The organism is Paenibacillus guangzhouensis, assembly GCF_009363075.1.
GTDB lineage: Bacteria > Bacillota > Bacilli > Paenibacillales > Paenibacillaceae > Paenibacillus_K > Paenibacillus_K guangzhouensis.
On sequence record NZ_CP045293.1, the window covers coordinates 5,631,276 to 5,656,837 of the forward strand.

At 50.7% G+C, this 25,562-nt stretch carries 33 protein-coding genes; 25 read left to right on the top strand and 8 right to left on the bottom strand.

What is annotated here, in order from left to right:
* Positions 1–32 precede the first annotated feature (32 nt).
* Positions 33–383 carry a VOC family protein gene (locus GCU39_RS25380; protein WP_152396012.1) on the bottom strand — a complete coding sequence of 117 codons (351 nt, stop codon included), beginning with the start codon at positions 381–383 and terminating at the stop codon, positions 33–35.
* Positions 384–529: 146 nt separating this feature from the next.
* Here GCU39_RS25380 and GCU39_RS25385 point away from each other — a divergent pair, with 146 nt between their 5' ends.
* Positions 530–1,309, top strand: a complete 780-nt coding sequence (locus GCU39_RS25385; protein WP_152396013.1) for a GNAT family N-acetyltransferase — start codon at positions 530–532, stop codon at positions 1,307–1,309.
* A gap of 193 nt (positions 1,310–1,502) precedes the next feature.
* On the opposite strand, the gene GCU39_RS25390 is transcribed toward GCU39_RS25385, so the two are convergent.
* On the bottom strand, positions 1,503–2,489 hold the full coding sequence (locus GCU39_RS25390) for an ABC transporter substrate-binding protein (protein ID WP_152396014.1): 987 nt from the start codon (positions 2,487–2,489) through the stop codon (positions 1,503–1,505).
* Between the two features lie 185 nt (positions 2,490–2,674).
* Between GCU39_RS25390 and GCU39_RS25395 the strand changes: the two genes are divergently transcribed.
* The 4 genes from GCU39_RS25395 (at position 2,675) to GCU39_RS25410 (ending at position 6,331) form a co-directional block, all read left to right on the top strand.
* A complete protein-coding gene (locus tag GCU39_RS25395; protein ID WP_152396015.1) occupies positions 2,675–3,685 on the top strand; it encodes a FecCD family ABC transporter permease in 1,011 nt (336 codons plus the stop codon).
* Entirely contained in the window at positions 3,682–4,722 is a 1,041-nt protein-coding gene (locus GCU39_RS25400; RefSeq protein ID WP_152396016.1) for a FecCD family ABC transporter permease, read from the top strand. The genes GCU39_RS25395 and GCU39_RS25400 overlap by 4 nt, the downstream gene beginning before the upstream one ends.
* A gap of 27 nt (positions 4,723–4,749) precedes the next feature.
* On the top strand, positions 4,750–5,550 hold the full coding sequence (locus GCU39_RS25405; protein WP_152396017.1) for an ABC transporter ATP-binding protein: 801 nt from the start codon (positions 4,750–4,752) through the stop codon (positions 5,548–5,550).
* Positions 5,551–5,707: 157 nt separating this feature from the next.
* Positions 5,708–6,331, top strand: a complete 624-nt coding sequence (locus tag GCU39_RS25410) for a DUF2306 domain-containing protein (RefSeq protein ID WP_152396018.1) — start codon at positions 5,708–5,710, stop codon at positions 6,329–6,331.
* Here GCU39_RS25410 and GCU39_RS25415 read toward each other — a convergent pair.
* A complete protein-coding gene (locus GCU39_RS25415; protein ID WP_193726622.1) occupies positions 6,317–7,318 on the bottom strand; it encodes a quinone oxidoreductase family protein in 1,002 nt (333 codons plus the stop codon). The two genes, GCU39_RS25410 and GCU39_RS25415, sit on opposite strands and share 15 nt — an antisense overlap.
* A 162-nt stretch (positions 7,319–7,480) precedes the next feature.
* On the opposite strand from GCU39_RS25415, the gene GCU39_RS25420 reads away from it, so the two are divergent.
* The 5 genes from GCU39_RS25420 to GCU39_RS25440 all read left to right on the top strand — a co-directional run bounded on the left by GCU39_RS25420 (position 7,481) and on the right by GCU39_RS25440 (position 10,649).
* The gene (locus GCU39_RS25420; protein ID WP_152396019.1) at positions 7,481–8,191 is read left to right on the top strand and encodes a helix-turn-helix domain-containing protein; all 711 of its coding nucleotides are present in this window, start codon (positions 7,481–7,483) and stop codon (positions 8,189–8,191) included.
* 18 nt (positions 8,192–8,209) lie between these two features.
* Positions 8,210–9,160 (top strand): helix-turn-helix transcriptional regulator, encoded by a 951-nt coding sequence (locus tag GCU39_RS25425; protein ID WP_152396020.1) that lies wholly within the window; start codon positions 8,210–8,212, stop codon positions 9,158–9,160.
* Positions 9,161–9,226: 66 nt separating this feature from the next.
* Entirely contained in the window at positions 9,227–9,760 is a 534-nt protein-coding gene (locus GCU39_RS25430) for a DinB family protein (RefSeq protein ID WP_152397427.1), read from the top strand.
* Between the two features lie 17 nt (positions 9,761–9,777).
* Positions 9,778–10,245, top strand: a complete 468-nt coding sequence (locus GCU39_RS25435; protein ID WP_227793332.1) for an EVE domain-containing protein — start codon at positions 9,778–9,780, stop codon at positions 10,243–10,245.
* A 62-nt stretch (positions 10,246–10,307) separates the two neighbouring features.
* Positions 10,308–10,649 carry a zinc ribbon domain-containing protein YjdM gene (locus tag GCU39_RS25440; RefSeq protein ID WP_152396021.1) on the top strand — a complete coding sequence of 114 codons (342 nt, stop codon included), beginning with the start codon at positions 10,308–10,310 and terminating at the stop codon, positions 10,647–10,649.
* Positions 10,650–10,694: 45 nt separating this feature from the next.
* On the opposite strand, the gene GCU39_RS25445 is transcribed toward GCU39_RS25440, so the two are convergent.
* Complete coding sequence (locus tag GCU39_RS25445; protein WP_227793333.1) at positions 10,695–11,135, bottom strand: MarR family winged helix-turn-helix transcriptional regulator; 441 nt, start codon at positions 11,133–11,135, stop codon at positions 10,695–10,697.
* Between the two features lie 119 nt (positions 11,136–11,254).
* Between GCU39_RS25445 and GCU39_RS25450 the strand changes: the two genes are divergently transcribed.
* The 3 genes from GCU39_RS25450 (at position 11,255) to GCU39_RS25460 (ending at position 12,818) form a co-directional block, all read left to right on the top strand.
* A complete protein-coding gene (locus tag GCU39_RS25450; protein WP_152396022.1) occupies positions 11,255–11,842 on the top strand; it encodes an NAD(P)H-dependent oxidoreductase in 588 nt (195 codons plus the stop codon).
* A gap of 261 nt (positions 11,843–12,103) precedes the next feature.
* Positions 12,104–12,460 carry a nucleotide excision repair endonuclease gene (locus GCU39_RS25455; protein ID WP_152396023.1) on the top strand — a complete coding sequence of 119 codons (357 nt, stop codon included), beginning with the start codon at positions 12,104–12,106 and terminating at the stop codon, positions 12,458–12,460.
* Between the two features lie 88 nt (positions 12,461–12,548).
* Positions 12,549–12,818: a hypothetical protein gene (locus GCU39_RS25460; RefSeq protein WP_152397430.1), complete on the top strand. Its 270-nt coding sequence runs from the start codon at positions 12,549–12,551 to the stop codon at positions 12,816–12,818.
* Positions 12,819–12,898: 80 nt separating this feature from the next.
* On the opposite strand, the gene GCU39_RS25465 is transcribed toward GCU39_RS25460, so the two are convergent.
* The gene (locus tag GCU39_RS25465) at positions 12,899–13,966 is read right to left on the bottom strand and encodes an LLM class flavin-dependent oxidoreductase (RefSeq protein ID WP_152396024.1); all 1,068 of its coding nucleotides are present in this window, start codon (positions 13,964–13,966) and stop codon (positions 12,899–12,901) included.
* A gap of 139 nt (positions 13,967–14,105) precedes the next feature.
* On the bottom strand, positions 14,106–14,522 hold the full coding sequence (locus tag GCU39_RS25470; RefSeq protein WP_152396025.1) for a VOC family protein: 417 nt from the start codon (positions 14,520–14,522) through the stop codon (positions 14,106–14,108).
* Positions 14,523–14,679: 157 nt separating this feature from the next.
* Here GCU39_RS25470 and GCU39_RS25475 point away from each other — a divergent pair, with 157 nt between their 5' ends.
* From GCU39_RS25475 to GCU39_RS25515, 9 genes are all read left to right on the top strand, one after another.
* Positions 14,680–15,633, top strand: a complete 954-nt coding sequence (locus GCU39_RS25475; RefSeq protein ID WP_152396026.1) for a helix-turn-helix transcriptional regulator — start codon at positions 14,680–14,682, stop codon at positions 15,631–15,633.
* Between the two features lie 42 nt (positions 15,634–15,675).
* The gene (locus tag GCU39_RS25480; protein ID WP_193726624.1) at positions 15,676–16,623 is read left to right on the top strand and encodes a phosphotransferase family protein; all 948 of its coding nucleotides are present in this window, start codon (positions 15,676–15,678) and stop codon (positions 16,621–16,623) included.
* 102 nt (positions 16,624–16,725) lie between these two features.
* A complete protein-coding gene (locus tag GCU39_RS25485; RefSeq protein ID WP_227793334.1) occupies positions 16,726–17,211 on the top strand; it encodes an anthrone oxygenase family protein in 486 nt (161 codons plus the stop codon).
* A 99-nt stretch (positions 17,212–17,310) separates the two neighbouring features.
* Positions 17,311–18,111, top strand: coding sequence for an alpha/beta fold hydrolase (locus GCU39_RS25490; protein ID WP_152396028.1), 801 nt, complete (start codon positions 17,311–17,313; stop codon positions 18,109–18,111).
* 105 nt (positions 18,112–18,216) lie between these two features.
* Complete coding sequence (locus GCU39_RS25495) at positions 18,217–18,651, top strand: YciI family protein (RefSeq protein ID WP_152396029.1); 435 nt, start codon at positions 18,217–18,219, stop codon at positions 18,649–18,651.
* Positions 18,648–19,913, top strand: coding sequence for an RNA polymerase sigma factor (locus GCU39_RS25500; protein ID WP_152396030.1), 1,266 nt, complete (start codon positions 18,648–18,650; stop codon positions 19,911–19,913). The genes GCU39_RS25495 and GCU39_RS25500 overlap by 4 nt, the downstream gene beginning before the upstream one ends.
* Before the next feature lie 117 nt (positions 19,914–20,030).
* Positions 20,031–20,462 (top strand): YciI family protein, encoded by a 432-nt coding sequence (locus tag GCU39_RS25505; protein WP_152396031.1) that lies wholly within the window; start codon positions 20,031–20,033, stop codon positions 20,460–20,462.
* A gap of 23 nt (positions 20,463–20,485) precedes the next feature.
* Positions 20,486–20,827, top strand: a complete 342-nt coding sequence (locus GCU39_RS25510; RefSeq protein WP_152396032.1) for a DUF1801 domain-containing protein — start codon at positions 20,486–20,488, stop codon at positions 20,825–20,827.
* Between the two features lie 180 nt (positions 20,828–21,007).
* Positions 21,008–21,964: an esterase/lipase family protein gene (locus GCU39_RS25515; RefSeq protein WP_152396033.1), complete on the top strand. Its 957-nt coding sequence runs from the start codon at positions 21,008–21,010 to the stop codon at positions 21,962–21,964.
* A gap of 73 nt (positions 21,965–22,037) precedes the next feature.
* Here the strand turns inward: GCU39_RS25515 and GCU39_RS25520 are convergent, their stop codons facing one another.
* Together GCU39_RS25520 and GCU39_RS25525 are read right to left on the bottom strand one after the other, a co-directional pair.
* Positions 22,038–23,129, bottom strand: a complete 1,092-nt coding sequence (locus GCU39_RS25520; RefSeq protein ID WP_227793335.1) for a serine hydrolase domain-containing protein — start codon at positions 23,127–23,129, stop codon at positions 22,038–22,040.
* The gene (locus tag GCU39_RS25525) at positions 23,087–23,434 is read right to left on the bottom strand and encodes a winged helix-turn-helix transcriptional regulator (protein ID WP_227793336.1); all 348 of its coding nucleotides are present in this window, start codon (positions 23,432–23,434) and stop codon (positions 23,087–23,089) included. Before GCU39_RS25525 ends, GCU39_RS25520 begins: the two co-directional genes overlap by 43 nt.
* A gap of 144 nt (positions 23,435–23,578) precedes the next feature.
* On the opposite strand from GCU39_RS25525, the gene GCU39_RS32420 reads away from it, so the two are divergent.
* The 3 genes from GCU39_RS32420 (at position 23,579) to GCU39_RS25535 (ending at position 25,554) form a co-directional block, all read left to right on the top strand.
* Positions 23,579–24,301, top strand: coding sequence for an MFS transporter (locus GCU39_RS32420; RefSeq protein ID WP_321575608.1), 723 nt, complete (start codon positions 23,579–23,581; stop codon positions 24,299–24,301).
* A 2-nt stretch (positions 24,302–24,303) separates the two neighbouring features.
* Complete coding sequence (locus GCU39_RS32425) at positions 24,304–24,750, top strand: MFS transporter (RefSeq protein WP_321575609.1); 447 nt, start codon at positions 24,304–24,306, stop codon at positions 24,748–24,750.
* 105 nt (positions 24,751–24,855) lie between these two features.
* Positions 24,856–25,554, top strand: coding sequence for an ABC transporter ATP-binding protein (locus tag GCU39_RS25535; RefSeq protein ID WP_152396034.1), 699 nt, complete (start codon positions 24,856–24,858; stop codon positions 25,552–25,554).
* Positions 25,555–25,562: the final 8 nt, after the last annotated feature.

Genomic DNA, 25,562 nt, shown 5'->3' on the forward strand with positions numbered 1-25,562 from the left:
TATGTGGTAAATATTGCAACCGATTGTTCGGGTTAGTGATGCGCGAGGATGTTGATGAGTTTGCCGAAGGGGTCTCGAACATAGAAGCGGCGTACACCCCAAGGTTCGTCCGCGGGACCATATTCGATCTGGAACCCGGATTCCTTCATGCGCACGTACGCTTCATCGACATCATCCACTTCAATGGACAGATCCGGGGTTGTCGTATTGGAGCCGCCTTGTGATGCAAAGCTGATCTGGATTCCCATCTCATCCGGCGATCCATACGTGGCAATCCAGCCGTGATCCATGAGGAGTTCAAGCCCGAGTATATCGTGGTAGAAGGATTTGGCGAGCGTAATGTCTGCTGTGGCAAAATTGGTAACAATTCGGCGGACCTTCATAGGAATCTCCTCCAGTGAATCGTAATTTTCCATAGTATACCAGAAGATAGTGTCCATACGACAGCGTTCTAGTGTTGCGAAATCCTGGCAAGATATAGAATAATAGATCACATATATCAATGCGTAGGGAAATGGAGACTGGAGACATGATTCGCAAGTTATCGCAGGAAGAGCTGGATACGCTATTGTACACGATAGAGAGAGAACAGCATTTTCTTTATTATTCTTATCTAACGAATCGCAGACAGCACACTGTTCATTATGGGCAGTTCACAGATGGAGGCGAGCTGCTTGGAGTTTTGGCATCCTTTACGGGATTACCATTCAACGCCTTTGCCGTATACGCTGTGCAGGAGTCCTTTCGAATGCAATCGATGTTGCCCTTCATGCAGCAGGAGCTTCAATTGCCAGAGGATGCCGTCGGCAACTTTATCCTCACGGAGGAGGAGATAGGGCTGCTCGCTCCTCAGCTCACTTTCGTTAGGCCTCCAAAGCCGCTGCTGCTTATGAAGCATACCGATAGCGAAGCGATACCGTCGGAGGATCAACGCGTTATACGACTTGGAGCAGGTGACTATGAGCGAATCGAGTCGAGGCTAGCAGCGCTGAACACGATGGCTTTCTCGCGTGAAGAGCTGAAGTACCCATTCTTTGGCGTCATGGATGAGCAGGAATTGGTCGCTGTGGGCGGGTACCACGTCTACACCGGGGATTATATCGAGCTCGGGAATATCGGTACGGACGTCTCGAAGCGAAGACAGGGGCTGGGCAGACGGATCTGTACCGAGCTGACAAGGCAGGGAAGAGCCATCTCGCCGCATGTGTATTTGAATGTGCTGGAGGACAATGCCGCCGCGATTCAGCTCTATCGCTCGCTTGGGTATGAAGTAGTCTGCAAGCAGTATATTACTGAATTTGTTATGTGATGGAGGACAAATAACTAGAGCCAATCATGATGATCGGCACCTCTCATCATTTACAGATTATATTCCCTTATTATGGGGTTTTATCATAGGCCTAATCATGCGTATCGTAGAAACGCGACATATACGACGCTAATCCCCACCAAAAAACACCCCTTAGATTGTCTAAGGGGTGCGCTTTATAGGGCTGTGCTATTTATTTTTGTAACCCATAAATGTTGTAGAGTTCATCGACCATCAGGTTCGCCGCGCGAACGCCTCCTGCCGTGTTGAAGATCGCATCATCGACTTTGAATGCTTTCTTGTTCTTCACGACATTCAGGTTCTGCCACAATGGGTCTTTCATGAATTCTTCCGCTTGTTTGTTCCCTTTGTTGTCACCTGTCTCATACGTGAAGTAGAGCATCATATCGGCATCGACTTCCGGGATACGTTCTTTTGTAATTTCCTCTACGAAAGTATCCTTGTAGTTCGTTTCTGGACGCGCAATTCCGATTTGTTTGAAAATGATGCCTGTGAACGTATCGGAGAGGTAAATCCGTGTTTTGCCGCCCATGAAGCGTACAACCGATACTTTCTCTTTCAGCTTATCGCCAGCTTTGGCTTTGAAATCGTCGATTTTCTTATCGAAATCCGCCAGCACTTGCTCGCCTTCGGCTTTTTTGCCTAATGCTTCGGCATATAAGGAGAAGTTCGCCTTCCATTCGCCGCGAAGCGTCTCGGAGAATACGGTTGGCGCGATCGCGCTTAGCTGTTGGTAGACTTTCTCTTGGCGCATTTTATTGCCCAGGATCAGGTCTGGTTTGAGGCTTGCGATCATTTCGATGTTCGGCTGGGATTCTTCCCCGAGTACCGTGACGCCTTCCATGTCGGCTTTGATGTGATCATACCAAGGGTCGCCTGTAAAAGATTTCACCGCACCCACTGGCTTGATACCGAGCGCTAGTACGGCTTCGGTTCCTTCGTTCGTAAGTACCACGATACGTTTCGGTGTTCCCTTAATCGTCGTCTCGCCCATGGCATGCTTAATTGTATATGATGTTGTGTCCGCTGCTTGCGCCTTGTCTTCCGCAGCCTTCGACTCGGAGCCAGATTGGCCGCCGCAAGCGGTAAGCACGAGAATTACTGCGCATAATAGGACAAACATTTTGGTTAACTGAGAAGTATGGCGTTTGGCACGCATAATGATATATCCCCCTAATATCTTTAATTGATAATGATTATCATAGGGGAAGGTAAGGAGGGTGTCAACAATTAATTGAAAATGATTCTCAAAACAATTGACAGCGCTGACTCGGTCTCCTACAATTTAACTTGGATTAAAGCGCTAGAGTCTCGAATAAGCATAGGCAGACGGAGTCGATCATAATGAATAGAGGAATTTTGACCACCCCTTATAAAATAGCAGGACTGTTCGTCTTAGTAGGACTCGTTGCTGTGGCGATGATTTGCAGTGTATTGTTCGGCGTAACGCAAATTTCGTTCCACACGGTGATCGAGTCTTATACAGCATTTAACGGCTCGAATGAGCATCTCATTATTCAGAATACTCGGGTGCCCCGGGCGCTCATTGCGGCTTCGGTCGGCGCTGCGCTTGCGGTTGCGGGCGCCTACATGCAAGGTCTGACACGAAACCCCTTGGCTTCGCCAAGTATTCTTGGGGTCAATTCGGGTGCAGCCTTTTTTATTATTGCGACCTATGCAATATTCTCGGACATCTCGTTGAATGTGCTGACGTGGGTAGCATTCTTGGGCGCTGCGGTTGCAGTCGTCATCGTCTATATTCTAGGTTCCCTCGGCAGGGACGGCATGACGCCGATTAAGATTACGCTCGCAGGCTCAGCGATGACGGCCTTCTTCGCCTCTTTAACGCAAGGCATTCAATTAACGAGCGGCAAGGCGTTCGAGCAGACGTTGTTCTGGTTGGTCGGTTCGGTCGCAGACCGTGATCTGAATATGCTGACGGCTGTATTTCCTTATATGGCGATCGGCCTCATATTGGCGTTGTTCATGGCGGGACAGATGAATGTGCTCAGCATGGGTGAGGATGTCGCGATTGGTCTTGGCCAACGTACGGCGGTCATTAAGGTGATAGCGGTCATCATTATTCTGCTGCTGGCAGGGGGATCTGTTGCGGTTGCGGGACCGATTGCTTTCGTAGGGATTATTATTCCTCATATTTCTCGCTATTTTGTGGGAACCGATTATAAATGGGTGATTCCATATAGTATATTTTTGGGCGCACTCCTTCTGTTGGTGGGAGACATTGGCTCTAGATTTATTGTGATGCCGAAGGAAGTGCCTGTCGGTGTCATGACCGCGATCGTCGGCGTTCCTTTCTTTGTGTACATTGCGCGCAGAGGAGTGGATGCGAAATGAAGAAGTTCATCACGGTTCGAGGTCCGTTCTATTCTTTTCTTATGAGCCGCAAAGTATTAGCGGTAAGCACGTTATTGTTCTTCGTGATGCTGGCTGTCATTGTCTTAAGTGTTGGGATGGGATCTGTGCGAATCGGTGTTATGGATACGATCTCGGCCCTTTTCGGACAGGCGAAGGATAGCTCCCATCAGGTTATTATCGTCAATCTGCGCCTGCCGCGAATCGTTGTGGCGATGCTCGTCGGCGCTGCGCTAGCGGTATCTGGGGCCATTCTGCAAGGCATGATCCGCAATCCGCTTGCATCACCCGATATTATCGGTATTTCGGGCGGAGCAACGCTGGGTGCGGTCATCTATTTCTATTTCTTCGCGGAGACGACAAGCATTCATATGCTGCCGATTGGCGCCGTTCTCGGTGCGTTTATCTCTACATTTGTTATCTATTTGATGGCTTGGAAAAAAGGGGTGTCCCCGCTAAAGCTGGTATTGATCGGCATCGGAATGAATGCGGCATTTACGTCGATTACGTACATGCTCTTAATCTCGGCGCCGTTCGTGCTGGCACAGAAATCATTGACGTTCATGACGGGAAGCATCTACGGCACCTCTTGGCAGAATGACGTGCTGCCGCTGCTGCCTTGGGTTCTGATCTTGATGCCGGCAGCGATGCTACATGCACGGCATGTTAATGTGCAGGAGCTCGGTGATGATGTCGCCGCAGGGGTCGGGAGTTCGGTTCAGAAGCATCGACTGGTGCTGCTGATTCTCGCCGTTGGCCTTGCAGGCGCTGCTGTTGCCATTGGCGGAGCGATCGCCTTCATCGGTCTGATGGCGCCGCATATTGCGCGCCGGCTCGTCGGACCTGCCTTCGGTGGGGTACTCCCGGTATCGGCCTTGATCGGTGCGCTGCTGCTGCTGCTCGCCGATTTCGTCGGCAGAACGATGTTCATCCCGCTTGATATTCCGGCAGGTGTATTCACCGCGATTATCGGTGCGCCGTTCTTCGTCTACTTACTTTATCGTCATCGCAAATCATAAATGTATACATCGAGGGGGGTTCGACCTATGATCGCTATGGAAACGAAGGATCTGAGTCTTGCGTATGGTGAGGCGATAATATTTAACGAATTGAATTTTGCCATTCCGAAAGGCGAGATCACGGTCTTCGTCGGCAGCAACGGCTGCGGGAAGTCAACGCTGCTGCGCTCCCTCGCTCGTCTAATAAAACCGAAAGACGGGGCGGTCCTGTTAGACGGCAGTGAGATTGCCAAACTGTCCACGAAGGAAGTGGCAAGGCGTCTAGCGATCCTGCCTCAAGGCCCGATTGCCCCGGAAGGGCTGACGGTGCTGCAGCTGGTCAAGCAAGGGAGATACCCGTATCAATCCTGGCTGCGTCAATGGTCACAGGAAGATGAGGATATGGTAAGGCAGGCGCTGGATGCGACAAGTATGACGCCATTCGCGGAGCGGACGGTAGATTCTTTATCCGGGGGACAACGGCAGAGAGCATGGATTGCGCTTACCTTGGCACAGGGGACGGATACCATTTTGCTGGACGAACCTACGACCTATTTGGATTTGACGCATCAGATTGATGTCTTGGATTTACTGTACGAATTGAATGAACGCGAGCACCGTACCATCATTATGGTGCTGCATGATATTAATCTGGCCTGTCGCTATGCGCACCATATGGTCGCAATTAAGGATAATCGGATTTGGGCAGCCGGCAAGCCGGAGGAGATCGTGAATGCCGATCTGATGTCCTCGGTATTCGGCATGGAATGTGTGATATCGCAGGATCCGCTATTCGGCACACCGATGGTAATCCCGCATGGGCGAGGACGCAAACCTTTGGAAGTATAGAAGAGTAGATGGCCTTTCACGGTGAAATGGACTGTGAAGGGTCATTTTTTATTTGTGAAGAGATCATAAAGCGATTGAAGAAACCATAGTGGAATAATATACTAATTGTGCCATTTGGTGCTCGTGATTCTAGACTAAGGATGAGGTGATCCCTGTTTTGCAAAAAACAAAAACGTTTCTCGTGTTTTTATGCGCCATTCTAATTGTCCTTTATACGGTAATTCAGTATGGATTCTTCGATGTCAAGTTCGCAGGATTGGTGCAGTTCAAGCTCCAGAACCCAGATTTCCATGTGACGCCCTGGGTCTATTTCTTGTATGCCCACATCGTGACAGGGGCGCTAGCGCTGCTGATTGGTCCTTTCCAGATCTTCCGTAAGCAGCGGGACGTGAAGTCTCGCAACCTGCACCGCCGCCTCGGGATGGTGTATGTCATTTCGATTTTCATAAGCGGGATCGTTAATATTTATCTGTCCTTGTATGCCACGGCGGGTTGGGTTGCGCAGGTTGGGTTCATTGGGCTCGATCTCGCCTGGATGATGACGACGTATATGGCTGTCGCGAAGATTATGCGGCAAGACATTGCTGCCCATCGGAATTGGATGCTCCGCAGCTATGCGCTCACATTTGCTGCAGTGATGCTGCGGATATACTTAGGGCCGCTAAGTCTCGCCTTCGGGGATTTCGAGCTTGCTTATCGTGTTACCGCATGGCTGTGCTGGGTGCCGAACTTGATCATCATCGAGATGGTCATTCGGAAGCGAACGTTAAGGAATGAGTAAGATTCGTCCGCTAATCTTCCGCTGCTCGAACGTCTTATGAGCCTGGGCTGCGTCCGCGAGCGGGTAGATGCGGTCAATTTTGACGGATACCTGGCCTTGCTGAACCCATCTGACGAAATGCTCTGCATAATCGTGCCACGCATCTCTGAAGTATAGGAGCGAGAATCGATTAATGTAGAGCGAGCCCTTCTCCTGCAGAGTCATCAGATCGAGCGGAGGAACGAAGCCGCTCGCTTGCCCGAAGAGCTCCAGATATCCGCGTGGGGCCAGACTGTCGAGGCTTCCTTCGAACGTATCCTTACCTACGCCGTCGTAGACGACATTCACGCCACGGCCTTCTGCGATCCGACGCGCTTCCTTCGCAAAATCCGCCTGTGTCGAGATAATAACCTCATCAGCCCCTGCCTCTCTGACGGCTTGAGCCTTTTCTTCGGTCGACACGACCGCAATAACGCGGCCTCCGCGAATTTTGGCCATCTGTACGAGGAAGAGTCCGACACCGCCCGCCGCAGCATGCACTAGGCACCAGTCACCTGGCTTAATGGGGTACGCCTCATGTGTTAAGGCATAGGCCATGAAGCCTTGAACCAGCCCGGCTGTCGCTTGCTCCAGCGTTAGCTCTTCCGGAACAGGAATAAGGTGATTGGCAGGCGCTAGGACATGCGTCGCGTAAGTTCCGCCTCCACCTCCACAGATGACACGATCTCCTATTTTTACGCGCGTATCGTCTGATCCGAGCGCTTCCACAATGCCCACACACTGGCTTCCGATCGTAGCAGGGAGGTTGTCGTTCAGGCCGCCCTTTTTCTTGTAAAAAGCTTGCTGGACAAGGTCGCCGCGCCGATGCTGCAGATCAAGGAAATTCACACTAGCTGCTTGCACGCGAATGAGGGCTTCGCCTGGTGCGGGCGTTGGTATTGGCAATTCCTCGAGTTGCATCACTTCAGGACCACCATAAGCATGGATACGAATAGCTTGCATGTTCATCGATTTACACACTCCTTTTGTTTCTAAGATACTAAAAATGTTTCTGGGAAATTATATTATCGAGGTTATGCTACAATGTCAATATTGTTTCTGAGAAACTTTAAAATAAGATGCGTTCTTGATATACTGTGCGTAAGTCTATTTTGTTAAGGAGATTGTCGTATGACGCAACCATTAGATTCGAATCGAAGCACAATCGAAGCATTCGATAAAACACAAATCATTCAGGAATTAATGGAGACGACGGCGAAGCTGCAGACCAAATTTCAGGAAGAAGATGATGAAGAAAAGCAGTGGCTTGTTGCCAATAGCAGCAATCCAGAGGTCTTAAGCTTCTTGCAGGAATCGACGGTGATGATGCTGCATGTCATTGATGCCATCGGAGGGCTGGAGCCAGTGAATGGGATCACCATTTCCAAGCAGTTCGGCATTCCAAAAGGCAGCGTCTCGAAGATCACACGGCGATTGGTGGAGAAGAAGATCATTCGTACCGAATATCTTCCCGGAAACAAAAAAGAGGTGCTGTTCTGCACGACATCACTAGGCAAAGAGATCTTCGATCTGCATCAAGCGCTGCATCGCCAGATCGATAAAGGTGTACATCGCTTCCTCCAGCGTTACAGTGAAGATGAGCTGAAGTTCATCATGCAATGTTTGCAAGATGTTCTCGAAGCCTCGTGGGTTCAAGTGGAGTCGGAAGAGGAAGAGGCCCTGCCTGAGTCTTCACAAGTCATGGCACAAGAGCAGCAAGTTTCGCAGGCTACCGAAGATCGGGATGACATCATGAAGATGATGAAATCGTTGAGTGGCCCTGAGTTGAAGAAGGCAAAGGCGATCCTGAAGGATGTCTTTTTCACTTCGTATGACGAATAATAAGGAGCGTGCTGCTGCTTGAATAAGACAGACCGAATGCTTGCTATTGTATTGGAGCTGCAGCGAACGTCGGTGCTGCGCGCAGAGGATTTGGCGGCGATCTTCGAGACGAGTGTGCGGACCATTTACCGTGACATTCAAGCATTAAGCGAAGCGGGTGTACCCGTCGTAGGAGAACCGGGGGTTGGCTATTCTTTGATGGAAGGGTATTTCTTGCCGCCGGTGACATTTACCGCTGAGGAGGCGGTCACCCTGATCATAGGGACGGACTTCATCGAACAGCGATTCGATCAAGATTATGGTCAGAAGGCACGTTCTTCGCGCGGAAAAATTGAAGCGATCCTGCCAGAACCTGTCCGGATGGAAGCCACACGAGTACGCAAGACGATGCGGCTGCTAACGACGAATGATGAGCGATATCGCGGACCAGAGAAGGCGTATGTCGAGAAGATCCGCCAAGCGATTCTACACGTACGGAAAGTTAAATTCGGTTACGCGAAGCGATTGCCGGAGGAGGATGGGAATCGCCATAGTGTACGGGTCGCAGCACCTTATGGACTCGTGTTCACCAATGGCTCTTGGGTTCTTGTAGCGAGATGCGAGCTGCGGCAGGATATTCGCCACTTTCGGTTATCGCGGATGAACGAGCTGACGATGCTCGACGAGGCCTTCCAGCTGCCTTCGGACTTCAACCTGCAAGACTATGCGCCGCCAGATGATCGGAATGTTATTGTACGTGTTCAGGTACATGCCGATATTGCGGATAAAGTGAAGGAATCCCCCAATTACTATCGTGAATCCATCGAGGAGCTAGAAGATGGATGTCTGCATATGACCTTCCGTGTCCGTCTGCCGGAGGAGCTGCTCCAATGGGTGCTTGGGTGGGGTGCGGGTGTCGTTGTGGTCGAACCGGAATCCTTGCGAAGAAAGGTCCGTGAAGAAATTCTGCATATGCTTGAAGACTACTGACATAAGGGTGTCAGGAGCGCTGTGATATCGTGGAATCAAATGACGATAAAGGAGCTGTTCATGAGGATGAATACACGCGAATCTTTGTACAAATTGGAGGAAACGGCGAATCACTATATGCAAGTATTAGAACAATTCAGCATGGAGCAATTACAACGTCAGCCGAATGAGGAGGCATGGTCGCTGGGGCAAATGGTGCAGCATTTGATCAACTCGGCACTCTATATGCACTTACGGAACGTGGAACTGTGCATGGATGCGAGCGGAGGCAGCGCTGAGCCGGATGGCGTGAAGACCGAAGCCGGGATGGCGTTGTTCGAGCAAGGCAGCTTTCCGCCTGTGCGGATCCAAGTACCGCCATCACCGCAATATACGCCTGCACAGCCTACCAGCAAGGAACTGCTCGTACAGGGGCTGAACACGGTGATTCAGCGGATGCGGGAGGTCGAGCCGACACTTGAATCTGCGAATCGATCCAATACGGTCGCTCATCCGCGATTTGGCGGTATGAATGCAACTGAGTGGTTTTTGCTGATCGAGATGCACTATCGTCATCATCTGCTGCAACTCGGTCGGTTGAAGGAATTTCTATACGCATGAATATAGGGAACGAAGGAATGGAAACGATGGCAGCCGATGTCCTAAGCGAGCCATGCCGATACTGGATTGGTGTCGTATCTGCAGCACATGTGAAGCGCGGCGTGGCGGGTGGGTTCGCACAGCTCTGTCACGGCAAGTCAGCACCTTTGCGAAGAATGCGTCAGAACGACTGGTTGGTCTACTATTCTCCACGAACAGATATGGCCCAAGGGGAGGCGCTCCAAGCATTCACAGCCATTGGACAGGTTGCAGATAACAGCGTCTACGAATTTCAAATGACCGAATCCTTTGTGCCATTTCGCAGAAATATTCGCTATCGTCCGAGTAGGGAAGTGAAGATCGCCGATGTATTGGATCAGCTTAGCTTCACGCGCGGGAACCGCAATTGGGGATATTCTTTCCGTTTCGGTCATTTCGAGATCGGAGAGGAAGATTTTCAGATCATTTCCAGAGCCATGCTGGAAGATGCGGATTTGTCTATATGAGGAGACTATGTTATCATTCACCCCTATAAGGACTCTTAACAAAGAATAGAGGAAATGAACATATGTCTAATTTGCCTAACTGCCCTAAATGCCAATCCGAGTACACGTACGAAGATGGCAATCTATTAGTCTGCCCGGAATGTGCGCATGAGTGGACACTAGAATCGGAAGCTGCGAGCAGTGACGATACGAAAGTCTACAAAGATGCGAACGGAAATATTCTAAGTGATGGCGACACGGTGAGTGTCATCAAGGATTTGAAGGTCAAAGGAAGCTCTTCTGTGATTAAAATCGGAACCCGCGTAAAGAATATCCGTCTTGTCGATGGGGATCATGATATTGATTGCAAAATTGACGGTTTTGGTGCGATGAAGTTAAAGTCGGAATTCGTCAAGAAAATATAATCTATATATGAAAAGGGCACTCCTCTTGCAGGAGTGCCCTTTTATTCACGATCTATAGAATACGCTGCGTTGAAGCACCTGCATCGCCTGTTGAACCTCTCTTAATTCCTCTTGCGATACGCCCTGCATGCGCTCTAAAAAACGTTCCCCAATGCGCTGGAAGGCATCATCCATCATCGCTTGTCCTGACGCGGAGAGACGGATCATCTGCTTCCGCCGGTCGTCTGGGCTATCATATTTCTCACACAGATGTTTATCGCACAGCTTGCGGATTTCACGGCTCGTATTCGGCATCGAGATATGCTTGCAATCACTGATCTCACTTAGTGTCACGGGCTGGCTAACCGCCAAATATTCCAGAATGCCATACTGAAGCGGTGTGATGTCGTCCTGCTTCATATCCTTTGTTAACGTATGGGTCACTTCATGAACGTCTGCCGTAAAGGCGACCAATTGATGAAAAAATGCTTCTTTTTCTTTATCCACGTGAGCTCACCTCACCTTCCACGATAACAAATTTGTTATCCACAAACAATTATCATTTGACAACTAAATAATAGCATGATAGCATCTAGTTATCAAATGACAACTAATGAGGTGGGGACATGAACGTATTGGTGATTTATACGCATCCGAATCATGAGAGCTTAAGTTATGCGTTTTTGCAGCAAGTCATCCAAGGCAGCCGTGAGAACGCGAAAATCGCGGAGATTCAGACGCTTGATTTGTATGAAGAGGGGTTTAATCCGGTGCTCGTCTTCAACAAGGGAAAGCGTAGACGGGATATGCATAGCGATCCGAACCTAGCGAAATATCGTGAACAATTGACCTGGGCGGACAAAATCGTCTTCGTCTATCCGATCTGGTGGGGACGGCCTCCGGCGATGCTCCTCGGTTATATTGACCAGATGTTCGCTTCGAATTTCGCTTATCGCGATCATGGCGGTCTTTTGCCGGAGGGGCTGCTGAAAGGCAAATCGGCGGTGTGTATATCCGTCATGAAGGGGCCGCCGCTCTATCCGCTATACTGGCTGAACAATGCCCATAAAATATTAATGCGCAAAGCGCTGCTGAATTATGTCGGGATCAAGCCTGTGAAGTTTTTCGAGTTCGGGAATATGGAGAGCCCGAAGGGCCGGCATTCGCAGAAGCTGCGTAAGGTATATCGATATTTCCAGACAGTAGCGAAGTAGATGTTGGATGTTCATGGATTCAGGCGATAATCTGTGATAAGATTTACTCTTATAGTGCGTGGTTCAAAAGTCGGCATTTCAGCACCGAGAAAGTTGCGAGAACCTGAAGAAGGAGGAACGGAGTTTAGGCGAAACCTAAATGAGTACCGGACTTCGAAGGTGAACGTAAGGTTCGATGTCGATTATGCTTCTTGAATGACTTCGTGATCAAATGATGACTTTTTGAACAACCTCTTATATTGAATGAGGAAGTGAACGTAGATGATCAACATAACCATCCCAACACCGGATGTTACAATTTTGAAGCAAGAGAACCCGCAGCTAAGCCACATTTTTGGATTCACGGATTTCCATCTGATCTCGAGAGAGGTAGGGGGAATCTACATGTTCTACAATGCGAAGGATGAATTGTTATTCGTTGGGAAAGCAAGAAAGCTTAGACCACGGATCAAGAAGCACTTCGAAGATACGGTATCTCCAATCAAAGCACACCGGGAGGAAGTAACGAAGATTGAGGTATGCGTGGTAGAAGATGCGGTTCATCGTGAAATCTACGAGACATATATTATTAATGCATTGCAAGCCAAATACAATGTAGACAAAGTTTTCTACAAATAAAGGGAAGTTGTCCATTCCAAAACCTTTCTTCTGAATAAGATAGAGTAGATTCATATATTCTAATCGTATAAGAGGATCGGTGATGGTCATGGCGGCGAAACGACAACCCAATCTTAGAGAAAACCAAGTTTATTCGAATCGGGTGGTAAGATCGGAGTTCGATAATAACTGGAGAACTGTTGTGCTCCAGAGTGGCTACGTCAAATATATCGCACTGCGGAACAATGCAAAGGTCACGGTGATACTGACAACGGGACTAACGAAGCTGCTGACGTTCAATAAAGGCGGGTACGTCCTCGTCGGATCAGGCGGCGTAAGCCATTATAGTAAACCGCATTTTGCAAGAAACCTGAACTAGGCTATCGGAAGGATAAAAAGAGGGACATTTCATGTCATCAAGCGATGATATGTGAATGTCCCTCTTTTAATGAAAAACGGTTAATTCCCTTCCATACGGGCAATTTCCTTGTGCACGATAGGCGCGACCTTGGTGCCAAGGTACTCAATGGTCCGCAGCATCTCGCTATGCGGCAGGGAGCCGTAATCGACATGCAGGAAGAACCGATCTAGGCCAAGATTTTTGCGCAGCAGAACGATTTTCTCTGCGACATACTCTGGATCGCCGACATACAATGCACCTCGCAGACTGCGAGCTGCATCGAACGAATCCCGGGTATATGGCGGCCATCCGCGTTCGCGCCCGAGTTTGTTCATTGCCGCATGCGTAGACGGGTAATACAGCTCCGCTGCCTGCTCGTTCGTATCCCCAATGAATCCGTGGGAATGCGATGCAATCTGGAGTTTGGATGGATCATGTCCGGCCCGTGCCGCTGCTTCTTTGTAGAGCGAGACTAAGGGTGCGAACCGCTCCGGCATGCCGCCGATAATCGCGAAAGTGATCGGCAGGCCAAGTGTTCCCGCACGAACCGCGGATTCCGGCGTACCGCCGCTGGCAATCCATACAGGCAGCGGATCTTGCACCGCGCGCGGGTATACGCCGAGATTGTCGATGGCTGGACGATGTCCGCCGCGCCATGATACTTTTTCCGATGCGCGAACGGCTAGCAGTAACTCGAGATGTTCTTCGAATAACTCATCATAATCCTCCAGACTATAGCCGAAGAGTGGGAACGATTCAATAAATGAGCCACGGCCTGCCATAATCTCCGCTCGCCCGTTCGAGAGCCCGTCGAGGGTTGCGAAGTCCTGATAGACGCGGACCGGATCCGCGGAAGATAATACGGTAACGGCGCTGGATAGCCGGATATGCTTCGTCATGGAAGCTGCTGCTGCGAGAATGACAGCCGGTGAAGAAGCCGCATAATTCGCGCGATGATGCTCGCCGATCCCATAGACATCGAGACCGACTTGATCCGCGAGGACAATCTCTTCGACGGAACGCCGCATCCGCTCTGCATGACTGATCGCGACGCCGGTCACTGGATCCGGACTTGCATCTAGAAACGTGCTGATACCAATTTCCATTCGCTTGGTTGGTTGGGTCATGTTCTCTGCCTCCCTTGATTTTATGATTATTATACTATAATTTTTATTGCCACTCAAGTAAAGTTAGTTATAAACAAAAAGAATAGTACCACAAAAAACAGCCCCTTCAACCTTAATGGTCGAAGAGGCGAAGTGCGGGTTAACGAGGTCTTTTCGTGAAGATCTGGAAGGTCACGCCGAATTTATCGGTCACGACACCGTAGGCAGGGCTGAAATAAATCTCTTGCAACGGCATCTCGACTGTACCGCCTTGCTGCAGCGCATCATAGATCTGACGTGATACGGATGCGTCGCTCGCCGAGAGGCAGATCCCGACATGGTTGCCTATCGCAACGGAATCGCCGGGGATACTGTCGGAGACGAAGAACACCGTCTCATCCACGCTTAGTACCGAATGCGCAATACGCTCTTTGGCATCGGCAGGGAGCGTTCCTTCCGGCGCATCGCCAAAGGTTTGTTGGAAGAGCACCTTCGCGCCTAACGCTTGCTCGTAGAATTGAATCGCTTCTTTCGCGGTACCATCCAGCATAATAAATGGGTTAACTTGTGTAGACATGTTCAACAACTCCTTCAGATTTTTATGACCAATCAGCTCCAGCTCGAATGCGTCGCTGCTGGACTTTGACCCCATTGTACATGATAATAGTGACAACTATTGTCATAATCATAACGACGCAACATAAATATTGTGACGAGAAGGGAAGACCTTGAACATGCCGAAATCCAAACGACTGATGGAGATGATGATGGTCGTTAATCAGAAGCGACAATTTACGGTGAAGGAGCTGGCTCAAGAATTCGGCATATCCCAGCGGACCGTGCTGCGGGATTTGCAGGAGTTAAGCGAGCTTGGCGTCCCCCTATATTCGGAGGTAGGACCGCATGGTGGATATCGTGTGTTGAAAGAGAGGATTTTGCCGCCGATCGCTTTTACGGAGGAAGAGGCGATTGCTATTTTTTTCGCGACGCATGCTTTGCGACACTATACTTCGCTGCCGTTCGAGACCGAGTCTTCCTCCGCTTTGGGCAAATTCTATTACTACATGCCGGAGGATGTGCGGGCTCGCATTGATCAGATGAAGAATCGGGTTGACTTTGTCACGCCGATGCGAAAGACGGGTTCGCCATTTCTGGCGCAATTGCTGGACGCTGCTGTTCACCAGAGAGTGATCCGCATGGACTATGAATCCCGCAGCAGCAGGTCGGAACGAGAGGTTCAACCGATTGGCATTTATACCAAGAACGGCTTCTGGTATTGTTCAGCTTACACATTTATGTATCAATCGATACGCCTATATCGTTGTGATCGCATTCTTGACGTGCTTCCATCCTCAACGGAGCCGCTGCAGTCGATTCGCTCGATGAATTTAGATACGAGGGATTTGGAACACGGGGCGGGTGTAGAAGAACCCAAGGCGGAGCTGCATGTTGACCTTAGTAAAGAAGGCGTGGAACGATGCGAAGCCGAGATCTGGTCTGCGCCCTATGTTAGGAAGCGGGAGGATGGAACGGGTTCGATGGAAGGTGAAGTCCCGCGCAGTGAAATCCCCTATTTCGCGAAATTCTTCATCGGGCTTGGTCAGGATGCAAGGGTGCAGCAGCCGCAGGAGCTAGTGGATCAGATCCGTCTGATGCTTCATGCGCTCGTAGAGCAATATGGGGGATGATGAAAGTCTATATTATCGGAACGAGAAGAAGGAGAGATGTCATTGATTAGAAGAGAGGCCCCTGCCATTCAGGATGTGCAACAAGTTCTAACGGAATGTCTTCATTCAACTGATTTTACGGTTGAGAGAGAGCGGAGCGGCGTATCTACATATGTGTATCGTGTTCATGCTGCGGGTCAAGTGCTGTACCTTCGTGTTCTTCCCGAGCAAGGGATGAGCTTCGTAGTGGAAGTGCAGTTACATCAGCTGCTGCGGCTTAAGGGCGTTCAAGTTCCTGAAGTGCTCCATTTCGAGCATCGAAATGAAGTGCTTGGCATGTCCATGATGGTGGTTACCGAGATCGCGGGGAGCGATGCTAGCAGATGCGACTCTGCCGATCAATATAAGCATCTTCTGAGGGAGGCCGGACATCAACTGGCTCTTCTCAACCAGGTTGATGTTGACGGGTTCGGTTGGGTTGTCCGAGACAATACCTCTTTGGACAAGAAGCTTCATGGAGAGAAAAGAAGTCTGCACGAAGTCATCTTTGAAAATCTTGATGAGGATTTGTCTGGGCTAGCAGGACATGTATTTCATCCGGAGGAAGCTGCTCGGATCCGACAATTACTAGATTCGGGTACGGAGCTGATGACGCGTCATGCTCCGAAGCTGGCCCATGGAGATTTTGATGACTCTCACATTTTTCAGCAGGATGGACAGTATAGCGGGATCATCGATTTTGGAGAAATCCAAGGAAGCAGCCCATTCTACGACTTGGGACATTTCAAACTGCATGATGGTCAGCGATATCAAGGTTTCGAAGCGCTGACAGCGGGATATCACGATGTAAGGATGCTAACGCGCGATGATCACGCTGAGATTGACCTCTGGGCATTATGGATTGGCGTTCGCAGGCTCGGCATGATCCATGGAAGGCCTTTGGGCGGCTACCACGAGCATCTCAGTCGTACGGTGAAGCAGCTGCTAACGCATATGAAACCTATGAAATAAATTTTGTTCGGAGCATATAATTTCCATTTATTTCATGGTAAGTTAAAGGAGACCTCATAGATTTACATCACACATTTTGATGTCTATAGGAGGCAACGAACCGTGGAAAAATGGATAGTGAGCTTAACGTATTTCTCCGCACTTGGTGCTGGGCTGATGGCTGGGTTATTTTTTGCATTTTCGACCTTTGTGATGACAGCGCTTGAACGAATCCCGAAGTCGCATGGCATTAGCGCGATGCAATCGATCAACCAGACTATTTTAAATCCCTTGTTCGGGCTTGTATTTGGCGGCACAGCCTTAGCCTGTCTTGTCCTCGCGATTATCTCCTTCTTCCGTTTAGGCACCGTGAGTGCCAATCTGGTGCTGGCAGCCAGTCTGCTCTATTTGATCGGGGTCATCTTGATCACGATGGTATGCAACGTACCGTTAAATGACGCGCTTGCTGTTGTGGATCCGAATAGCGCAGCTGGCGCCGACGTATGGCGTACCTATTTGGACCGATGGCTGCCTTGGAATCATGTGCGTACCATCGCATCGATTGGATCGCTTGTTTTGTTTATTCTCGCACTTCGCTTTAAGTCCTAAAAAAATATTATTTTTATTAGCAAACATGTCGATTTCGGATGTTTCCGTTCGTCGTCTTCATAGAAGCAACGATAATTTCATCGAAAAGGGGACATTTCCATGTACACCACAACATCGAAGGACGGAACGAAAATTGCATATGACAAATCGGGCCGCGGGCCATCGCTTATTCTGGTAGCGGGCGCATTCAGCTATCGTAAATTTCCGGGTCAGGTGCAGCTCGCAAATCTGTTATCGGAGCAATTTACCGTATACAACTATGATCGCCGCGGTCGCGGGGATAGCGGCGATGCTTCCGTATACGATGTTGCGCATGAGATCGAAGACCTTGAAGCGTTGATCGAGGAAGCCGGCGGCTCGGCTTATGTGTGGGGGCTATCGTCTGGTGCGGTGCTTGCACTGCAGGCGGCAGCGCGTGGGGCGAAGATTACGAAGCTGGCGCTGCATGAACCGCCATTCATCGTGGATTCCGCGGGCCACAAGCCGCCGAGCGATTTCGCGCAGCACGTTACGGAGCTGATCGCTGCGGACCGCCGGGCGGATGCGATCAAATATTTCATGACACAAGGTATGGGAGCTCCTTCGTTCGTCGTCGCATTGATGCGGTTGATGCCGGGGGTATGGACGAAACTGATGGCGGTTGCGCATACGCTTCCTTATGATGCAGCGCTGCTGAACGGCTATATGGATGGGAAGCCGCTCCCTGCGGATCTGTGGAGGACGGCTGTAATGCCAACGATCATCCTCGAAGGAACAGAGAGTCCGATCCAGTTGCGCAACGGGGCTAAGGCGCTGGCAGGTGTTCTGCCGAATGCGCAGCTGCGGAGCAAGAAAGGGCTTGGACATACCAAGAAACTCAACGCTCAGATAATCGCTGCGGAGCTGAACGCATTTTTCTAGAGAAATGTATCGAAAATGTCGATTTCGACGAATCGCATTCGTCGTATGAATAGAAGCGCCAGAAATGAAGCTTCAACAACCTAATTTCAAGGAGGCATGTTCATCATGAGATTTATGATGATTGTCAAAGCAACAACAGATTCGGAAGCAGGGGTTATGCCAAGCCAGGAGCTTATTGATGCGATGCAGAAATACAACGAGGAACTGGTGAAGGCCGGCGTCCTGCTCGCGGCAGATGGCCTCATGCCAAGCGCAAACGGAATTCGGATTTCCTATCCTGAACCTGGCGGCAAACCCAAAGTGATCGACGGTCCATTTACCGAGGCGAAGGAGATGATTGCAGGGTATACGCTGATCGAAGTGAAATCCCGGGAAGAAGCAATCGAATGGGCGATGCGTATGCCGGACCCGCATGGCTTCGGTCAGGGGGAGATTGAGCTAAGGCAGGTATTTGAGGTCGAAGATTTGATGGCCGACCCCGAGACATTGGCAAGGGAAACGCTGCTGCGTAAGCAGCTTGAGGAGCAGAAGCAAGCGTGACGGTAGCAAATACACAGCGAACCATAGATGCTATATGGCGCATCGAGTCGCCTAAGCTAATCGCCGGATTAACTCGCATGGTGCGAGACGTGGGGCTGGCAGAGGATTTGGCACAGGATGCGTTGGTCATTGCGCTAGAGCGTTGGCCGGAGATCGGGATCCCGGATAATCCGGGCGCCTGGTTAATGACCGCTGCCAAGCGGCGTGCGATCGATCTGCTGCGCAGGAATAAGGTACGGGATCAGAAGTATGATGAGATTGCCAGGCATGCAGAACTGTATACGGAAGATGATGTGGATGCGAGGCTTGACGGGGAGATTAACGATGATCTTCTCCGTCTGATCTTCATGACCTGCCACCCGCTATTATCGCAGGATGCTAGAGTTGCCTTGACATTGCGTTTGTTGTGCGGGCTAACGACGGATGAGATTGCACGCTCATTCCTGGCAGCGGAGTCAACCATTGCGCAGCGCATTGTACGGGCGAAGAAGACGCTTAATGCGGAGAAGGTGCCTTTCGAGGTGCCGATGGGGGACGAGCTGAAGGAACGTCTGGCCGCCGTACTCGAAGTCATCTATCTGATGTTCAATGAGGGATATGCGGCGACTTCAGGCGATCATTGGGTTAAGCCGCTGCTCTGTCAGGAAGCGCTGCGGCTTGGGCGCGTTCTCGCAGAGATTGCGCCGCAGGAATCGGAGGTGCATGGGCTGGTTGCCTTGATGGAGATTCAATCCTCACGCTTCAGAACGCGGGTGAATGCCGCAGGTGAACCTGTGCTTCTGATGGATCAGAACCGAGCACAGTGGGATCGGTTGTTGATTCGACGGGGGCTTGCGGCATTGGAACGCTGCCAGAAGCTTGGTCGACCGCTTGGGCCGTATGCGCTGCAAGCAGCCATATCGGCATGCCATGCGGAGGCGAAATCAGCTGAGGAGACGAATTGGATTCGAATTGCAGCGCTATACGAAGGGTTGTCTCGATTGATGCCGTCGCCGGTCGTTGAGCTGAACCGGGCGGTTGCGATCGCCATGGCGTTCGGCCCGGAATTCGGTTTGCAGATTGTCGATGAGCTGAGCGTCGAGCCTGCCATGAGAGGATACCATCTGCTGCCGAGCGTGCGCGGTGACCTGCTGGTGAAGCTGGGACGGCTTGAAGAAGCTCGTGCAGAGTTCGAGCGCGCAGCCGCCATGACGCGGAATGTCCGCGAGCAGGCGTTGCTGCGTAGTCGGGCAGCCGAGTGTATGTCTGATGCATCGCAATAATAATTTTTTTGACCATGATGTCGATAATGCCGTTGTCCGTTCGTCGTCTTCATAGAGGGAGAACCTTGGCAGCTCGCCGCTGCTGCAGGCGGATCTTCCGAATAGGAGGGAACGACAATGCGATATATGTTGATTGCGAAGGCAACAGAGTACACGGAGGCAGGTGTGAAGTACAGCAGGGAATACGATGCGGCGAGGGCCGCGTATAAGGAATCGCTCGTGAGAGCTGGCGTGCTCCTAGCCGATGAAGCGCTGCATCCTAGTGCGACGGGGCTTCGTATCGGGTATCCGGTCCATGGCGGAGAGCCGGAGGTCACCGTAGGGCCTTTCCCGGTAGACCAAGAGCTTATTGCCGGCTACATGGTGATTGAAGTGCGGTTGGAAGAAGAAGCGATTGATTGGGCGCGTCGTATGCCGGTTCCAAGCGGGCCAATGGCCTTTGGGGTTGAGCTGCGCAAGCTCGAAGAGGATGTGGCTCTCGCAAGAGATCCCCACATTCTGGCGATGGAAGTGGATTTAGAAGAGCAGCGGAACATGTTGAACCAATGATAATCAAAGGAGCGAATACGTCAATGAATCAAGAAGTTACTGAATTTATCGAAACATTAAAGGAACCATGGCAAGGAGAGCTGTCCACAAATTTGCGCGAGGTTGTTCGCCAAGCCATACCGGACGTACAGGAGCGGATGCAGTACAAGAAGCCGCATTTTCTGAAAAACGGCAAATATGCTGCAGTGATCTCGACTTCGAAGGATGCGGTGAGCTTTACGATCTTCCATGCGACGAACCTTACACTTCCGGAAGGGATGTTCGATGGGCCGCCGGAGAGAAAGACGTTGAAGCTGCGTAAAGGGGATACGGTAGATGCTGAGCAGCTCGTGGCTTGGGTTAGTGAGGCATCGAGTGCAATTTAGTTGTGGAGTTGAGATGTACGTTGCAAATTCGAAGAAGGACTGCTCTCTATGGCACCCGTGTGCTTAGGGCGGTCCTTTTTTGGCGTAGAGACTTAGTGAAATATGGACGAATTCAAGGGCTGGTAAAGGCATAAGGATAAGAAGGTAAGATATTGAGTTTGTAGAAGAGGTTGGTGGAACATGCCGACACGACGTACGAACCGGACGCCCCTTGTCTTTGTCCCAGGGGTGTTCGGATCCATGAGCAGCAGCATTATACGAGGGACGGGGCACTGGAGCTTCGGCGTGGCGGGCGTGTTCTACGAGCCGTTCATAGATATGCTGAAGCAGATGGGCTACCGTTTACACATGGATTTGTTCATCGCTTACTATGATTGGCGGCAGCGTATTCCAGACATTGTCGAGAACTACTTGAAGCCTGTCATTCAGGAGGCCAAGCGTGTATCGGGGGCATCCCGGGTGAATCTCGTCTGCCATAGCATGGGGGGCTTGGTTGCACGAGGATACGTGCAGAGCCTGCCTTATTGGAATGATGTCGATCAGCTCATCATGTTGTGTACGCCGAATGCAGGATCGCCTTCCAATTATGTCTACTGGACGGGCGGGGCGCTAGCGCCGGGGGCGGAGACACCGGAGAATATCGTGACGATCGCAATGAACAGCTATCTGGACAATGTGAAGCATGATCATCCGGATGATCCGATCGAAGCTGTCCATACAGTATTCCCGAGCTTGCTGGAGCTTGTGCCGGCAAGAGAATACGGGAATTACTTGATCGTCGGACCGAAGGAGGAGATGCGGTTCGTTCCTTATTCTGCGATGCGGGTACAGAACGCCTTTCTTGACCGGCTGAATGCAGGACGCGCGATCATACAACATCGCGGGATTCAGGTGACTGTCATTGCGGGGATCGAGACTCGTACTGTGCAGATGCTTCGTAGGGTCCAAGGGGATATCCGTTCGGAAGATAGCGGAGCCGTCTGGCAGGCGATCCTCAGTGATACCGGCGATGGCAATGTATTGGTGAGCAGCGTTTTTGTTGTCGAAGGCGATCAATATCTCGTTGAAGGCAATCATATGCAGGTGCTCTTGCGGAGCGAATCTATTCTTCGTTCGAAGTTGACTCGCGATAAGTGATTGAAGCGCAAAGACACTAGTGCCATTAGGCGCTAGTGTCTTTCTTTTCTTGTGCCCGTGTCTTGATCTTGATCTATTGTAATGTGCAGGCGAGGACGGTATCCCCGAAGGCTTGAATATCCTCTAAATAATCGTATCCATGTGGATTGGCGCCGGTTTGATTATACATTCGCACTGCGACCAGTTGATACTGTGGAATGACGAGACAGGCGCAGCCTGTTTTGCCGAGAATTTGATAGGATCCTGTCGGCAACGAATGCCCAAGCTCCGAGAGAGGTCTTGGCTTGTCCTGGACCCACCACGCAAATCCGTTCCTTGGCAAAGAATCATCTAAGCGTGATGGGCTCTGTATGATCGTTGCACGTTCTGTGACTTCTCTCGGAATCACTTGTTTGCCATTTACGAGGCCATGTTGCAGATGCAGATATCCCCAATGCGCTAGTTCTCGTGCACTAACAAATAGGTTCACTTCTCCGCCTTGTTCCGCAGCATACGATTCCCCTAGCCACACGAGATGTTCATTCGGTTCCTTCTGCCATCCCGTCTCTGTCAACCCGCATGGACCGAACACATAGTGACGCATGACATCGGCAAGAGGTGCCTCGAACACCTTACGAATCACACGAATCAGCATATTAATTCCGACGTTGTTATACATCCAACCTGTCCCGGCAGGAAAGGCTCTCTCGTGGTTGTTCTTGAGCCCGTGGGTATGCGTTAACAGATGTCTGAGGGTGGTTCCTTGCACGGCTTTAACGTTCAAATCATCCAAGTAACCGGTAATGGGGTCGTCAAGAGAGGAGATCCGCTTCTGGTGAAGCGCCAGACTGACGGCCAGACCCAGGTACGATTTCCTGACGGAAGCTACATTGAAGCGTGTAGAGGCTGTGACGGGAAGTGTTTGAGCTTCATAATCATAAGATCCCATGTAGGATTCATGGACAACGGTATCGCGGTGAATGACATATACGGCTGCGGCGGTACAAGAGAGTTGTTCTTTAACCCGGAGAATTCGATCGGTCAATGGTGTAAATTGCTCACGCTGCACCGGTTGTGCACGTTCAGGCATGTTCATCACGCTGCCATCGCCTCCAATATTTTGATTTGAAAAGCTTGTGTTCACTAGCCCTCTGCGTCTCTCGCAGGTCCCCACTTGATGGCCCATTTCTCCATCTCCTTCAGGGAGGTCTGGAAGTCCATACCTTTCTCCGTTAAGGAATATTCCACGCTAATCGGAACAGTAGGAAACACCTGACGCCGGACGATCTCATTCTTCTCCAAGAGCCTGAGGACGTTAGTCAGCGATTGTGTCTTTACGACGGCAAGGTCTCGGTGAAGCTGCTGGAACCGTTTGGGCCCTTGCGAGAGCTCGGCGATGATGAGGAACGCCCATTTGGCGTTCAGAATTTGCAATACGGAACAAATATGCGAGTACCGTTGTTCATTTGGACCTTGCACGTGATCTTCCAATTCGACCATCTCCATAACTTACTTATTGTTAGGTAGTCAAAAGTTTTGGATAATGTCCATTCATTTTGCCTTCTTACATAAAGAATGTAACCTCATTATAATTCCAATTACAGGGAATGGAAAGATGAGAAAGGGATGATCGATATGCATCGATTAACAATTTATTTATTAGCACTGGGGGTCTTCTTCACTGCGACGGCAGAGATTGTGGTCTCCGGGATTCTTCCAATGATCGCGCGGGATTTGGGCATCTCCATCGCGCTTGCAGGTCAGCTCATCACGGCGTATTCGCTTGCGTTCGCAATCGGAACGCCGATTGTCGTCGCGCTTACAGCGCGATTGGAACGCAGGCTAGTGCTCGTCAGTGCATTGATCGCGTTCATGCTAGGGAGTGCCGTCGCCGTGTCGGGTACGGATATAACCATCCTCATGGTGTCGCGAGTCATTCTTGGCGTAAGTGCCGGGGTATATCTTGTTGTTGCTCTCGGCGTGGTGGCGAAGCTCGTCTCTGCGGAACGGATTGGAGGCTCGATCGGTACGATTATTCTCGGATTCAGTGCGGCGATGATCTTGGGCGTCCCGATGGGGATTGCGATCGCGTCATGGCTGAACTGGCAGGCGATATTCATCGTGCTCGGCGTTCTCAGTTTATTCGTTACGTTGGCGCTCTATCGTCTTCTGCCACAGCTGGATGGAGAGGCGCCGATACCTTGGCAGCAGCAAGTGAAGGTATTGGGTAGTACCGTTATTGTCAGCGGTTTGCTGCTGACGTTCTTCCGCGAGTCAGGCAATTCCGTGTTCTTCACGTATGTTGCACCGTTTATGACAGACATGCTGCAGATGGATATACGACGAGCATTAGCGTGACGATGCTGATGCTTGGCATTTTCGGGGCGATAGGATCGAGACTAGGCGGCTACGGCGTGGATCGGTGGGGTGCCTCCCGCGTCATTACGGCGAGTGTGGCATTGCATGTGGTTGCTCTCGCCCTGCTGCCCCTGTTCTCGGGGATGAAGTTCATGGGACTGTTCCTCATTGTTATTATTGTGTTCGCGATGTTCTTGGCGGGGCCAGCGATCCAGACCTATTTCATCCAGCAGGCACCGCATTCCTCGAATTTGGTACTGAGTCTGAACACTTCCATTATCCATTTTGGGTTGGCAGCAGGGGCGGGCGCCGGAGGGGCATTGGTGAGTTCGACGTCTACCGTGCTCTATAACCCATGGTTGGCCAGCATTGTTGTCTCTCTAGGTCTTGCAGCAGCAATCGTCAGCTTCTATGTGCGTGGCAAACGCGAGGTACAGACGACATCATAGCGTTAATCGGTTCAAGGATTGTAAGCTCCAATCTTATCTATGCGGTAAGATTGGAGTTTTTGCGTTAAAATGGAAGGTGAGAGGGAAATGAAGGGAGCGGAGGGTATGACTGTATTAGAAGTAGATATTGTGGAAGCGGGTTATGAAGTCCATGAGCCGAAAATCCATGCGATTCAATTTCAAGTGAAACCGGGTGAATTGGTCGGGCTGATCGGGCCGAACGGTGCAGGCAAAAGTACGACGATGAAGAGCTTGATGGGCTTATTGAAACATTGCAAAGGTGAGATTCGATTCACCGGGCCGCAGCAGTCCTACGGCTATATTCCGGAGAAGCCGATCATGTATGATGCGATGACGCTGTGGGAGCATCTGGAGCTGGCGGCGGCAGCCTACGATCTGCCGGTCGAAGTCTTCGAACAGCGAGCGAATGAGCTGCTGCGGCAATTCCGGCTGCAGGATGTTAAGCATCAGCTCCCAGCGAGCTTCTCCAAAGGCATGCAGCAGAAAATGATGCTCGTCATCGGCTTCTTGACCGAACCGGACGTCTACATCGTGGACGAGCCTTTCGTCGGGCTGGACCCGAGAGCGACGAAGGACTTCTTACGCATGCTCGATCTGGAACGGAAACGCGGCGCGGGCGTGCTGATGTCGACGCATGTGCTGGATACAGCAGAGCGAATCTGCAGTTCCTTCGTCATGGTCGACCAAGGGAGAGTCGTGGCGAGCGGGACTCTTGCGGAGATCCAAGCGCAGAGCGGATTGCCGGAGGGTACACTGCTCGATTGTTTTGATGCTTTAACTTGAAGGAGAGA